The following is a 13053-nucleotide window of genomic DNA, read 5'->3' as shown; positions in this document are numbered from 1 at the left end:
TTCAACCCGCCGCAATGTCGCAGCCCAGGTAGATCCGGCGAAGCTCGGCGTCGATGACGTCGGGGCTTCGTGTCGCCGCGACGTGCGCTTGGCCGCGCAACCCGTCACGCTCGGCCAGCTGCGGGTCGCGCAGGTACCGACCGATCGCCTTCGCCAACGCGGGCACATCGTCGACCGGGACGAGCATGCCCGGGTCCGGCGCGATCTCTGCCGTACCGCCGACGGGTGTCGCCACGAACGGGCGCGCGCCGGCCAGGGCCTCGGTCAGGATCATCGGCATTCCCTCCGCAAACGACGGGAGCACAACCACCCGAACCGAGCGCAGCAGCCCACGGACCATGTCGGGGTGTATCGGACCTTCGACGCTCAGCCGTTCCGTCTCGGGCGGAACGTAGTCGTCGATGGGACCGATTATCCGACAACGGCCTTCGATACCCTCGGCAAGAAGAAGCCGCCAGGCCGCGACAAGCCTGTCGACACCTTTGCGGTGACCGACGGTGCCCGCAAAGAGCGCCACGGGTGGCGTAGAGCCGGCCCCGGGCGCATCCCGGTCCACCACGATCGGGTTCGGCACGATGGCGGTCCGCACCGTGGGCGCCACCTCGGCGACGGCGGCGCGCGCTTCCTCCGATAACAGGATCACATGGTCCGCACGCTTCAACGTCGCACCGACGAAGCGGGGGTGCGCCCTGGCGAACTCGGGAAAGTCGGGGCCATGGAGGGTGGCGATCACCCGGAAGCCCTTGGCCCTGGCCAATCGGATCAACGGTCCTTCGCGCAGCCAGGCCCCGCCATTGGAGATGTGGAAGTGCACGACGGTGGGGAGAGGGGTCCGGCCCAGTGAAATCCCCGCGCGTGCCGTGAGAAACAGGTTCTTCAGATGGCCGTTGCCGTTCCACGTCGACAGGACTCGGATGTCGTCGGCGCCAATCTTGTTGTCGCGCAACACGCGAATGACCGACTGCGTCCCGCCGATGCTGTACATGTCGGGTCCGACGTGTGTCACTGCGATCATGTTGGCCACGCTCGTCTAGGGGGAAGCGACCACGCCGACCCTGGCGTTGAGGGTCGGGCCGGGCGTCGCGGTCGGCGCCGGCGCGGAGTTGTCCTCGGGTTGCCCGCCCTCCGCGCCCCGGCGCCGCAGGCCGGCATATCCCATCGCTGCCCCCAGCGCCATGCCCAACCCCAAGGCGTCCATCGGCATCTCCGGCAACGGCCACACGGCGGATATCGCCAAGAGGCCCGCCGCGACCGCCGCACTGATTTTCGCGGGCGTCGGGGCGCAACGCAGCGCCAGGATCACCGGCGTGAGCGCGAACAGGACGAACGCAGCCATGCCCACCGCCCCGGCCTTGGCCAACCACCACAGGTAGAAGTTGTGGGAATAGGCGGGATAAAGGTACCGATGGAATTCGTCGTCGCCGGTGGGCGGCTGATACACGAAGCCCAGTCCATGGCCGAAGACCGGCGCCTGGGCGATGGTCTCCTTGAGGAGATTGATTTCCCGCAGTCGTTCCAGCGCCGAATCGTCTACCGCGAGCGCACTCGACGTAACCCCGCCGAGTACCCGCTGATTGAAGGCGACGTATTGATCGGCCAGCCACGCCCCGGTCTTCGAACGCTGTAGTAAAAACAGCGACCCGGGCACCGTCACCGCGACGAGAACCAGGCCGACGGTAGCGGCCACAACCGCCCGCCGCACGGCCGCCCAACTCAAACTGCCGAGCAATGCGACCCCGGCCGCCACCCCCATGGAGATCAGCGTGTTGCGGGAGAAGGACAGCAGCGAAATGCTCAGCGCGGGAACGCCCAACGCGAGATAGGCCATGGGTCGGACGCGGCCCACGATCGGGGCGGCGACCAGCGCGCTCAGCACCGCGGTGGCCGGCGTCTGGGTGGACAGGATGATGCGCACGGCCTGGCCGGCACCCGTCGTCCCCTCCAGGCTTTCCGCCCGACCGGCCAGCCGGATGGCGTACAACGAGCTGATGATCGCCATGCCCGCCGAAAACCACAGGATCACGATCATCACCCGAATCGAAAATCTGACATGACCGCTGTAGACGACAAACATCGCCAGCACGAAGCCAATGGCCATTTCGATCATGGTGGTCGATTCACGGGTCACCGTCAGTTCCGGGTTGCCCGTGGCGAATCCGGTGGCCGTGGACCACAGCACCGCCGCCACCAGGATCCCCGGCAGCACGAAATCCGACGACCGCGGTTTCGCGGTGGGAATCAGGTAGCAGATCGCGAGGATGGCAGCCAGGTGGTAGGCGTAAATCGTCAGCGGCCCAAAGACTTTCCCGACGTGCAGGCCTTCCGGCAGTGCCGCGAACGCACCGAACAGCGTGACCCCCACCATCCCTTCGGGTTTCACCCAGTAGACGACCACGCAGAACAACGCTGCGGTCAGCAGCACGCCCTCGGTGGTTCGGCGCACCGAGAACACGCCGAACGCGAAGCAGCCGAACACGAACATCGCCAGCAGAGCTCCATCCACTGCCAGGCGGTGACGGGCCCGCAGGTACGGGATCACGCCGGCCTGCTGACCTTTGACCGGTAGGCACGGTCCGCGGCCCTGATGTGCAGCGACTGGCGGGCGTCGGTCAGCACAGTGCCGACGACCTGCGCGCCGGCCGCACGCAGGGCGGTCAACGCGTCCTTGAGTTCGTCCGCGGTGGTGCGCTTCGCCCGAACCACCAACACCGTGGCCGGGACGGCGCCGGCCAGCAGACCGGTGTCGGCGGTGGCAAGCACCGGCGGCCCATCGACCACGATCCGATCAAAACGTGACGACAATTCCTGCACCACTCGGTCGATCACTTCCGGCAGGTACGCGCTGGGCGGCAGGCTCTCGCGCCGGGCGGACCGCGACGCGAGAATGAACAGCTTCGAAATCGGCGTCGGCTTCACCGCCTGGGCGGCGGCGTCGGGGTTGGCGAGCGCGTTGGCAAGTCCCTCCCCCGATTCGACCCTCAGCAGACCGGCGATCACGTGTCGGCGACTGTCGCCCTCGACGAGCAGTGCGTCTTCGCCCATCTCGGCCAGCGCGAGCGCCAGATTCATCGCCGTCGTCGTCGTTCCTTCGCCACCGAACGGCCCCGCCACCAGCACCTGGCGGGCATTGGGTCCCATCGCCCTGAGCAGCCGGGTGCGCATGCCCCGCACCGCGTCGTCGAATGCGGTGTCGGTGCCGAACCGCGGAGCGCCGCCGCGCTTTCCCGGCAGCTCCGCCAGCGTGGGCAAGCCCGAGAGTTCCTCCAGCTTTGCGCGGGTGCGCACGGTGCGATCGCCGGCCTCGCGGGTCAGCGCCACCGCGATGGCCAACAGCACACCGGCGATGAACCCGATCGCCATGTTTCGCAGCGGCACGGGCGAAATCGGAACTTTCGGTACGCGGGGCGGCTCGACCATGGTCGCCCGCGCCGAGGGCCACGGCTTCCCCGTGGGTCCTGCCGATGCCGGCACGTCGGACGGTTGACCCGATGGCGTCGTCGTCGTTTCGACCACCTCGGGTCGCGGCCCCCCGGTGATCGGCGCGCCCACACCGTTCGCAGCGGTGTTCGGGGCGAGCGTCGGAAGCATCGCGCTGAACTGACCGGCCATGGCGCCTGCCAGCGCGGCGGCGCGCGCCGGGTCGGTGTCTTTGACACTGATCGTGAAGAGCACCGATTTCGGCGTGTATTTCACTTGGGTTTCGCTCAGCAGATCATCGGCGCGCATGGGAAGTTGGAGCTGATGGATGGCGCGCTCGGCGACGATGTGGCCGCCGGCAATTTGGGCATACGACGACAGCCGTTCTTGTGCGGCCTGGGTCCCGCTGTACACCTCGTTGAGGTCGGTCGCACCGGAAAACGAGATGAGGACCGTGGCCGACGACTGGTAGTGCTTGGTCTGCAGTGCGGTCACGAACGCGGCGCCGACGGTGCACGCCAGCAGTGCGGTCAAGGCGAGTTTCCAGTGCGCGCCGAGAATCCGGACGAAGGTACGGAAATCCATCGGCTATTAACCTTTCTAAAAGCCTTCGGCGGGAAGAAAACTCTTCGGTTTTGGACCACCAGCCGCCCATACTCCCTGCAGATTATGCAGCATCATCAGGCAGGCTTTGGCGGAATCGCAGTCCCGCTGCCCCGGTTGATTACCGCGTAATTGGTGACGCGGCGCGCGGGCCGTCATCGTCAAGGGGCGCGAGTCAACACTTCGCGGGACAGGTTCAGCGTCGCGATGGGATAGCACCCGTTGCCGTCGCGCCCGTCGCGCGCGAGCCGCATGGGCGGGTAGTTCACCACATGGGACGCGCCGGGCTTGTGCTGTTGCCAATCGACCGAGGCGCACAAGGTGTAGTGCGCGGGTGCCAAACCCGCCAGGTCGACGTGAACGGACTCCGTGGACGACGCCGGGATCGGCTCCTTGCGGGAGCCGTCACCGGATGGGCTTTGGACCAGGGTTTTCAGCGCGACGGTCGCGGGGAACGTGCGGATCACGGCGCCCGAGAAATCGACCAGCCGGTAGCCGGGGACCCAGTTTTCCGTCGCGGCGGCCGCGCCGTAATTGGTCCACGTGACAGCCAGTGTCGCCTTCCCGTCCTTCACCGATTGCGATTCCTGCCGCGCCTCGACCGAATACCGGTATCCGGCGACGACGTTCGCTTGCGCCCACAGCAAGTACAGCGCCGGATCCATCGGCGTGGCCGAATCCACGGCCGGGAAGTTGAAGCTCGATGTCATCGAAACGTGGTACTTGACGACGTCCTGCAGGCCCTTTTCGTAGTAGGTCCGCGGATCGGTCCCCCCGGGCAGCTGGCACCACTCGGTGATCATCGGCGCCGACGCCAGCCGGTTCCTCAGTGCGCCGACCAGCGGATCTTTCGACTGCACATAGTGGGAACCGTCCCTTTCGGCCCACGCGGGCAACGGGTCCTGGACGCCCAGGCAATCCGCGCGGATGCCCACCGGCGCGGAGAGCTTCTTGGTGACATCGTCGGCGATCAGCTGGCGCACAATCTCCGGGTTCAACGCCGTCGTCACCAATTGCGTGTGGGGAAAGGCGTTTACCGTCGACGCAACCAACTGCCGAACGGACCCGGCGGTGATGTTCTGGTCACGAAACTGGCTGTAATACCCCAGCTTCGCGACGCTCTCATCGGGTGCCGGACCCGGCGCGCCGAGTGTGTCACGCAGATAGGAGATGTGGTTCTCGCTGAAATCGCCGTAGCCAGAGAACTCAAAGACGCTCAGCCGCTCGTCGCCGTCGTAACGACGGCCCAACGCGGCCAACAGCTGGCCGAAGGCGTTCAGGTAGGCGGGATCGTTCCAGTTCGGGACGACCTGGGTCACGCCGGGCATCCACCAATAGCGTTGTGGACCGGAGTAGTTGGTGGCCGCGGGGCGCATCCAGTCGGGCATCGCGATGTTGGTGTTGTTCGGATAGACGGTGTCGCAACAGGAGTTGTAGGCGACCACGCGAAGGGTCAGGCGCATGTTTCGACTGGCCAATTTCGTCAGCGCGTCGTCGATCACGCTGAAATCGAATTTGCGATCGTCAGGAGCGTCGGGCGGCAGTGTGCTCGGATCGGTGGGCTGCAACTGGCGCCAGGGGACTCGCAGGCTGGCGTCGTACGACGCGGGCCACGCCGGGTAGCGCCGCTGTGCCGGATTGCCCTGCGGGAACAGCGGTTGCAGGAGATCTTCGTACTGGCCGCGCAGTGGGTTCGGCACGTCTTGCACGGACAGCGGAATGGCCGGACTGCTGATCAGGGCGAGCGGATCGAGGTCGCTGCGGCCATCACATCCGTCGAGCACCAACGTCACGCACACGGCGGCGACAAGGAGAATTTTCCTAATTGTCCGGACCATAATTGGTTGTGCTAAACCGTGCCCGACAAATGCATCTATTGCTACCTCTCTGGCGGTTCGCGATTCGCTACGTTGCGCGGGATATCAAGGGTGACAACAGGCTACAGTCCGGGCCCACGCCGTATAGCTGAATTGGGGGCACGCACCCAAAAGCTCGTCGACTTCGAGGGCGCTTTAAGGATTGCGGAGGCCCGCGTCGACTAAGCTGGGGCTCCGCATCGGACAGGAGAACAGCAGATGGCTGTCGCACGCTCGGCCAAAAGTTGGCTCGCGCCGGCGGCAAAAACACTTGCACCGCGCCTGTTCTGGCGGCGGAAATTTCGAATTCTGCACCGCCTGGGGCAATCCCGCTCGGACGTCGCGCTGGTGGCGTCGTTGTGCGATCCGAACCTGATCTCCCTGGACATCGGAGCGGACCTCGGCGAATTCACGATTGCGATGGTGGCGTCGTCGCGATCGGTGATCGCGTTCGAGCCGCGGCCGGCGCAGGCCCGCGATCTGGCCGCGATGTTCGACGCCGTCGGGGCCCCGGTCCAGGTGGAGGCGGTGGCGCTGTCGGACAAACCCGGCAGGATCGCCATGCGGGTGGTCGAATCCGAGCCGGGCCGAAGCACAATCGACACCAGCAATCAACTCGCCGACGTCGACGGCGACGAAATTCGCAGCATCGACGTGCCGGTCAAGCGCCTCGACGACTTGCATCTCGACGACGTCGGCCTGGTCAAGATCGACGTCGAAGGCCACGAACTCGCAGTATTGCAGGGCGCCACACAGACGCTCGCCCGCAATCGACCCGCGATTGTGGTGGAAGCCGAGGAGCGCCATCATCCCAACGCCGTCGCCGACATCACGGCGTTGCTGACCGGACTCGGTTACGCGGGTTACTTCGAACTCGGTGGCGATCGGCGGCCCATCGCCGAGTTCGACCCGGCCCGGCACCAGGACCCGGCCAACGTCGGCAGCCGGGAGGACGGCTGGGCCGGCCACGGCACCTACGTCAACAACTTCGCCTTCCTGCCCACCCAAGGCTGAGCGGCCACCGCGATCCGCGCCGCTACGTCGAGCCCAGCGACGACGACTCGCGATCGGCGAGAAACGGCATCGGCATCCAGCGCGCGGACAGCAGCGCTTCCATCGCGTCGCCGGGCAGGGGACGCGACAACAGGAAGCCTTGCGCGCGATGGCACCCGTGTTGCATCAAAGTCAATGCGGCAGCGGGGGTCTCGACGCCCTCGGCGACCACTTCCAGGCCGAACGCCTCGGCGAGCCCGATGATGGCGCGGACGATCGCCAGATCGCCGGCGTCGGTGCCGACGTCACGCACGAACCCGGCGTCGATCTTGAGCATGTCGACCGGCAGGGACTTCAGGTGGGACAGGACGGCATAGCCGGTGCCGAAGTCGTCGATGGCGATCTGCACGCCCACGTCCTTGAGCTCCGCCAAGGTCTTTCGCGTGGTTTCGATGTCGTGCACCACGGCGCGCTCGGTGATCTCCAGGCACACCGAACCGGCATCGATGCCGAACTCGCCGATCGTGTCCGCGACGCTTTCCACGAAGCCACGACTGATCAGCTGGATGGGCGACACATTGATGCGCAGCGTGGCGCCGTGCCCGACGCCGTTGGCGCGCCACCGGCTCAACTCGGCGCAGGCGTTGCGCATCACCCACCCGCCCAACTCCGCGGCGAGGTTGGTCGATTCGGCCACACCGATGAACGAATCGGGCAGCAGCAGCCCCCAGATCGGGTGCCGCCAGCGCACCAACGCCTCCGCACCCACGATGGCTCCGGTCCACAGGTCGACCTCGGGCAGGTAATGCAGCAGCAGACCTTCGCTTCCGATGTCGCCCTGCAGGTGCAGCTCGATGTCGTTGCGGAAGGCGCGCTTGAGCGACATGTCGTCGGTGGACACCGCCGTCTGGTTGCCGCCGGCACGCTTGGCCGTCAGCACGGCCTCGTCCGCTCGACGGAGCAGATCGGTCCAGTTGTCCGACCCCGGCGTGCCCACCGCGAGCCCGATGCTGACGGTCCGGCTGATCACGTGGCCGCCGATGGTCAGCCGGTCGCACAGCATCGTCGACAGGCGACGCGCGAACGCCTCGGCGGCTTCCGACGACATCGGCTCATCGGGGATGACCACGAACTCGTCACCACCGAGCCGGGCGATCATGCTCGGCGTTCCCGCACACTCCTCGATGCGCTGCGCGAAGACCCTGATGTACCAGTCACCCGCGGCGTGGCCGAGGTAGTCGTTGATCGGCTTGAGCCGGTCGAGGTCGAGGTAGAAGACCGCGACGGGCCCGGGGCTTCCCGCCGCGAGGCGTCCGGACAGGTGCGCGACCAGCGCCCTGCGGTTGTACACCCCGGTCAGATCGTCGTGCTCGGCGAGATAGCGGAGCCGCTCTTCGGCCGCGATGCGGGCTTGGAGCTGCGCAAACAGCGCGGCTACCGCCTCGAGGGTGTTGATCTCCTCCTGCTTCCACTTGCGGGCGCCGAGCTTGACGAAGCCGAGCACACCGGTGCAGGCGTCGCCGGACACCAGCGGGGCGGCGGCCACCGACGGCGACGCGGGCGCCGTGGCCCGGCTCAGCGCGCGGCGCACCCACCCGTCGGGCCGTTCCGGGGGCGTCACCACCGGCTGGCGGTCGCGCTCACACTGGGCGAGCACCGACTCGAGGCCGTCCCATTGCAGGGCGGCCATCAGATCCGGATCCGGGCCGTCGGTTCGGCGCGGCCATTCGGCGACCACCGCCGACGTCGCGGCTTCGCTGTCGTGGTGGCGCAGGAAGCTGGCGTCCACATCGAACTGCTCGACGAGCTGCGCGAGTACCTTTTCGCTGACCGAGGTCGCGGTGGGTGCCGTGGCCTCCATCAGCGCGGTGGCGACGGAGGTGACCACCAGGTTCAGGCTGCGCGGCACGGACTCCTCCGATACGGGGCACTATCCCGTCTGGGTCCCGACGTCGAAATATGTCCGAGAACGGTATCACGCAGGACCGCGCCCATCCGGGGTTACGAAAAGCACGCAGCGAGCGAAACGTCGCTACTGACCGTTTGCCGTGGCCGAGTCACTCGGGATGTCAAGCGTGGCAATCGGGTACAGCCCCGAACCGTCTCGGCCGTCCCGGGCCAGGGCCATGGGTGCGTAGTTGACGACGTGCGAGGTGCCCGGTTTGTGTTGTCGCCATTCGACGGAGGCCCGCAGCGTGTAGTGGCCGGGCGCCAGACCCGTGACGTCGACGTGCACCGACTCGCTCGACGATTCGGGAACCGGTTCCTCACGCGATTGGCTGGTCTCGTCGTGGACCAGCTTCGCCAGATTCACCGTCGCCGGCAGGCTGCGAACCACCGTCCCGGAGAAGTCCACCAGTTTGTAACCGGGCTCCCAGTGCTCGGTGGCCGCCGCCGAGCCGTAATTGGTCCACGCCACCGAGATCGTCGCCACCTTGCCCTGGATCGACTGCGATCCCGGCTGCGCCTCGACCGAGTACCGGTAGCCCGCTGAGGTATTGGCCTTACCCCACAGCAGAAACAGCTTGGGATCCATCGCCGAGGCCGCATCGCGGTCGGGGAAGTCGGCGCTCGAGGTCATCGACACGTGATACCTGATGACGTCGTGCAGCCCCTTCTCGTAGTACGACCGGGGGTCCGCACCGCTCGGCAACCGGCACCACTGGCTGATCACCAGCGCCGAGGTGAGCCGCTGCTTGATCGCGTTGACGACGGCGTCGTTGGAGCGCACGTAATGCGAGTCGCTGGCGTCTGCCCATTCCGGCAACGGCGCCTGCACACCGAGGCAATCCGCGCGGATGCCGACGGGCGCCGCCAGTTTCTTGGTGACGTCGTCGGCGAACAATTCGCGGACGATCTCCGGATTCTGGGGGGCCACCACCAATTGCGTGTGACCGAACGCATTCGTGTTCGCCGCGACCAACTGCGCGATGGAGGCCTTGGTGATGCTCTGGTCGCGGAATTGGCTGTAATAGCCCAGCTTTGCCGCGCTGTCGTTCGGTTCGGGTCCCGGCGCGCTCAGCGAATCGCGCAGATACGCGACCTGGTTCTCGCCGAAGTCGCCGTATCCGGAGAACTCGAACACGCTGAGGCGCTCGTCGCCGTCATAGCGACGGCCGAGGGCGGCCAGCAGTTGACTGACCCCGTTGAGGTAGTCGGGGTCGTTGAAATTCGGCACCACCTGCGTGACTCCCGGGGCCGAGCCCTTCGCCGGCGCGGGATAGCTGGCGGCGAACGGGCGCACCCAGTCCGGGATCGCGATGTTGGTGTTGTCGGAATAGCTGTCGTTGCAACAGGACTTGTAGACATACACGCCGAGGGTCAGCCGCATGTTCCGGGCCCCGAGCTTGTTCAGCGCGTCGTCGATCGGGCTGAAATCGAACTTGCGGTCGTCGGGCGCGTCGGGGGGCAGTGTGCGCGGATCGACGGGCTGCAGCTGCCGCCACGAGACACGCAGGCTGGCGTCGTAGGACGCGGGCCAGGAGGAGTATCGCTGTTGCGCCGAATTTCCTTGTGGGAAAAGCGGATTCAGCATTTCCTCGTACTGTCCGCGCAGCGGGTTCGGAATCTCCTGCGCGGTGGGCGGGATGGCCGGACTGACCATCGCGGACAGCGGCCCGGGGTCGCTCTTGCCGCCGCATCCGCTCAACGCCAGCGCCGCGCACACGACAGCGGCAAGCGCGCTTGTCCTCCATGAGCACAACATCGTCACCGCGTCAGATCACACCCGACGAAACGCTCAACGACACAGGCACGCGGCCGCTCGCAGAGATGGTCGTCGTCAAGGTTGCTTCTCCCAATACACACCGATGCGCATGCACGTGGCCCCATATTTCGTGGGTTTGTCTGGTGCGTGTATCCGACCCGGGGGCGGGCCGCGAATTGGCGTAGCGCAGCGTATCACGCGCGTTCCGGCGCCGCTCCGCCGCAGCTCAGCGGCGGTGCGCTCCTGAGACGGCCCCTTCCGTCCGCCCGCGTGCAGTGAGACCGGTCACAATAGCGGTGCCGCTGTCACGCTCGGCCGGTCTGCGGTGTCTCAAGGGCACAAGTCCTCACGAATAGGAGACAGCCATGACCGAGGTGGCCCCTCAAAGAACTCATGTCGTCGTCGTCGGCGGCGGATACGCCGGAACGCTGGCCGCTAACCGTCTGCGCCAGCGCCCGGACATCGACATCACGCTGGTGAACCCCCGGCCGGTCTTCGTGGAGCGCATCCGGTTGCACCAGATGGTCGCCGACACCGGCATCGCGACCGCCGATTACGCGACGCTGCTCGGCGACGGGGGCGAGCTGATCGTCGACACGGTCGACGGCATCGACGCGCCGGGCCGGCGCCTGCTGCTGGGCTCGGGCTTCGAGGTCGACTACGACTACCTGATCTACGCCGTCGGCAGCACCGGCGCGACGCCGTCGATGGTGCCGGGCTTCGCCGAGTTCGCTCATTCGGTCGCCGACCTGGAAAGCGCGCAGCGACTGCACTACGCGCTCACGGATCTGCCGCTGCCCGCGCCCATCACCGTGGTCGGCGGCGGGCTGACGGGCATCGAGATGGCCTCCGAGCTCGCCGAGCAACGACGCCCGGTCACCCTGGTCTGCGGCCCCGTTCTCGGCCCGTCGCTGAGCAAGCGGGGCCGTCGCTCGGTGGCCAAGCGGCTGCGACGCCTCGGTGTCGCCGTGCTGGAATCCGTCGCCGTGGCCGAGGTGCGCTGGGATGAGGTGGTGCTCAGCGACGGCGCCGTGCTGCCCAGCGCGGCCACGGTGTGGACGGCCGGATTCACCGTGCCCGATCTGGCCACACGCAGCGGGCTGCGCACCGACCCGATGGGCCGGCTGCTCACCGACGAAACGCTGACCAGCATCGACGACGAGCGCATCGTCGCCGCCGGTGACGCCGCCGCGCCGTCGGGTCAGCCGCTGCGGATGAGCTGCCAGGCCGCCGGGCCGATGGGCGCCCAAGCCGCCGACACCGTGCTCAGCCGCATCGCCGGGGACACGCCCGCGGCGCTGAGCCAGGCGTTCGTCGGGCAATGCATCAGCCTGGGTCGCACGCACGCCACCTTCCAGCTGGCGCGCACCGACGACACCCCGGTGAACATGTACCTCGGTGGCCGGGCGGCGGCGTCGCTCAAGGAGACGATCTGCAAGGCCACGTTGTGGACGATCCGGCGCGAGGCCGCCAAACCCGGTTCGTACTTCTGGCTGAAGGGCGGCAAGCGGCCCGCGCAGTCACCGGCCGACGAGCGGATCGCGCTGCGATGACCTCTGCGGGCCGCTCGTCGCCCGACGAGCACGCCGAACGGTTCACCCTGCTGCGGCCACTGCTGTTCACCATCGCCTACGAGATGCTGGGCTCGGCAACCGAGGCCGACGACGTGCTGCAGGACAGCTATCTGCGGTGGTCGGCCGTCGACTTGGCGACGGTGCGCGACACCAAGTCCTACCTGGCCCAGCTGGTCACCCGGCAGGCGCTCAACGCGCTGCGGGCGGACGCCCGGCGGCGCGAGGAGTACGTGGGTCCGTGGCTGCCCGAGCCGCTGCTGCTCGACGAGCAGGATCCGTCGACCGATGTCGTTCTCGCAGAGTCGATTTCGATGGCGATGCTGGTCCTGTTGGAGACGCTGAGTCCCGACGAGCGGGCCGTGTTCGTGCTGCGCGAGGTGTTCGGCTTCGAATACGGCGAGATCGCCCAGGCGGTCGGCAAACCGGCCCCCACCGTGCGGCAGGTGGCGCACCGGGCCCGTGCACACGTGCGGGCCCGGCGCAGGCGATTCGAGGCGGCGGACCCGGAACGCAACGCCGAGATCACCGCGCAGTTCCTGGCCACGGCGGCCAGCGGCGACGTCGAGACGCTGATGACGATGCTGGCCCCGGACGCCACCTGGACGGCCGACAGCGGTGGCGTGGTGAGCGCGGCCCGCCGGCCGGTGATCGGCGCCGAGAAGGTGGCCCGGGCGATCGCCGGCCTGATGCGCCGGGCCACGGAGATGCCCACCCTGCGCGTGGACACGGTGACCTGCAACAGCGCCCCGGCGGTGCTGCTCTACCTCGGCGAGCAGCTCGAAGGCGTGATCACGTTGGAGATCGCCGACGGCAAGATCACCAACTTCTACGTCATGCGCAACCCGCGCAAACTGGCGGCGCTGGCCACCGCTCGCGACATCAGCCGCGGGTGAGCGGCAGACTG

General features: G+C 67.4%; 9 protein-coding genes. 3 read left to right on the top strand and 6 right to left on the bottom strand.

Annotation, left to right across the window (positions count from 1 at the left end; genetic code table 11):
• Position 1: 1 nt before the first annotated feature.
• The 4 genes from AC0KS4_RS03020 to AC0KS4_RS03005 all read right to left on the bottom strand — a co-directional run bounded on the left by AC0KS4_RS03020 (position 2) and on the right by AC0KS4_RS03005 (position 5858).
• Positions 2–1015 carry a glycosyltransferase family 4 protein gene (locus AC0KS4_RS03020; protein WP_238958239.1) on the bottom strand — a complete coding sequence of 338 codons (1014 nt, stop codon included), beginning with the start codon at positions 1013–1015 and terminating at the stop codon, positions 2–4.
• Between the two features lie 15 nt (positions 1016–1030).
• Positions 1031–2482 (bottom strand): O-antigen ligase family protein, encoded by a 1452-nt coding sequence (locus AC0KS4_RS03015; protein ID WP_238958391.1) that lies wholly within the window; start codon positions 2480–2482, stop codon positions 1031–1033.
• Between the two features lie 53 nt (positions 2483–2535).
• The gene (locus AC0KS4_RS03010) at positions 2536–4002 is read right to left on the bottom strand and encodes a tyrosine-protein kinase domain-containing protein (protein WP_225328034.1); all 1467 of its coding nucleotides are present in this window, start codon (positions 4000–4002) and stop codon (positions 2536–2538) included.
• Between the two features lie 179 nt (positions 4003–4181).
• Positions 4182–5858, bottom strand: a complete 1677-nt coding sequence (locus tag AC0KS4_RS03005; RefSeq protein WP_238958240.1) for a hypothetical protein — start codon at positions 5856–5858, stop codon at positions 4182–4184.
• A gap of 237 nt (positions 5859–6095) precedes the next feature.
• Here AC0KS4_RS03005 and AC0KS4_RS03000 point away from each other — a divergent pair, with 237 nt between their 5' ends.
• Positions 6096–6890 carry an FkbM family methyltransferase gene (locus AC0KS4_RS03000; protein ID WP_238958241.1) on the top strand — a complete coding sequence of 265 codons (795 nt, stop codon included), beginning with the start codon at positions 6096–6098 and terminating at the stop codon, positions 6888–6890.
• A 22-nt stretch (positions 6891–6912) separates the two neighbouring features.
• Here AC0KS4_RS03000 and AC0KS4_RS02995 read toward each other — a convergent pair whose 3' ends face one another.
• Together AC0KS4_RS02995 and AC0KS4_RS02990 are read right to left on the bottom strand one after the other, a co-directional pair.
• Positions 6913–8778: a putative bifunctional diguanylate cyclase/phosphodiesterase gene (locus tag AC0KS4_RS02995; RefSeq protein ID WP_238958242.1), complete on the bottom strand. Its 1866-nt coding sequence runs from the start codon at positions 8776–8778 to the stop codon at positions 6913–6915.
• Between the two features lie 123 nt (positions 8779–8901).
• Positions 8902–10575 (bottom strand): hypothetical protein, encoded by a 1674-nt coding sequence (locus tag AC0KS4_RS02990; protein WP_238958392.1) that lies wholly within the window; start codon positions 10573–10575, stop codon positions 8902–8904.
• A gap of 365 nt (positions 10576–10940) precedes the next feature.
• Between AC0KS4_RS02990 and AC0KS4_RS02985 the strand changes: the two genes are divergently transcribed.
• Positions 10941–12128: an NAD(P)/FAD-dependent oxidoreductase gene (locus AC0KS4_RS02985; protein WP_238958243.1), complete on the top strand. Its 1188-nt coding sequence runs from the start codon at positions 10941–10943 to the stop codon at positions 12126–12128.
• Complete coding sequence (locus tag AC0KS4_RS02980; RefSeq protein WP_225328029.1) at positions 12125–13042, top strand: RNA polymerase sigma-70 factor; 918 nt, start codon at positions 12125–12127, stop codon at positions 13040–13042. Before AC0KS4_RS02985 ends, AC0KS4_RS02980 begins: the two co-directional genes overlap by 4 nt.
• The last annotated feature ends 11 nt before the right edge of the window (positions 13043–13053 follow it).

This window comes from Mycobacterium sp. NTMscope_MAC_12, from assembly GCF_976985675.1.
Note: the sequence above shows the minus strand (reverse complement) of the source record. Positions and strands in the feature narration are given on the sequence as shown.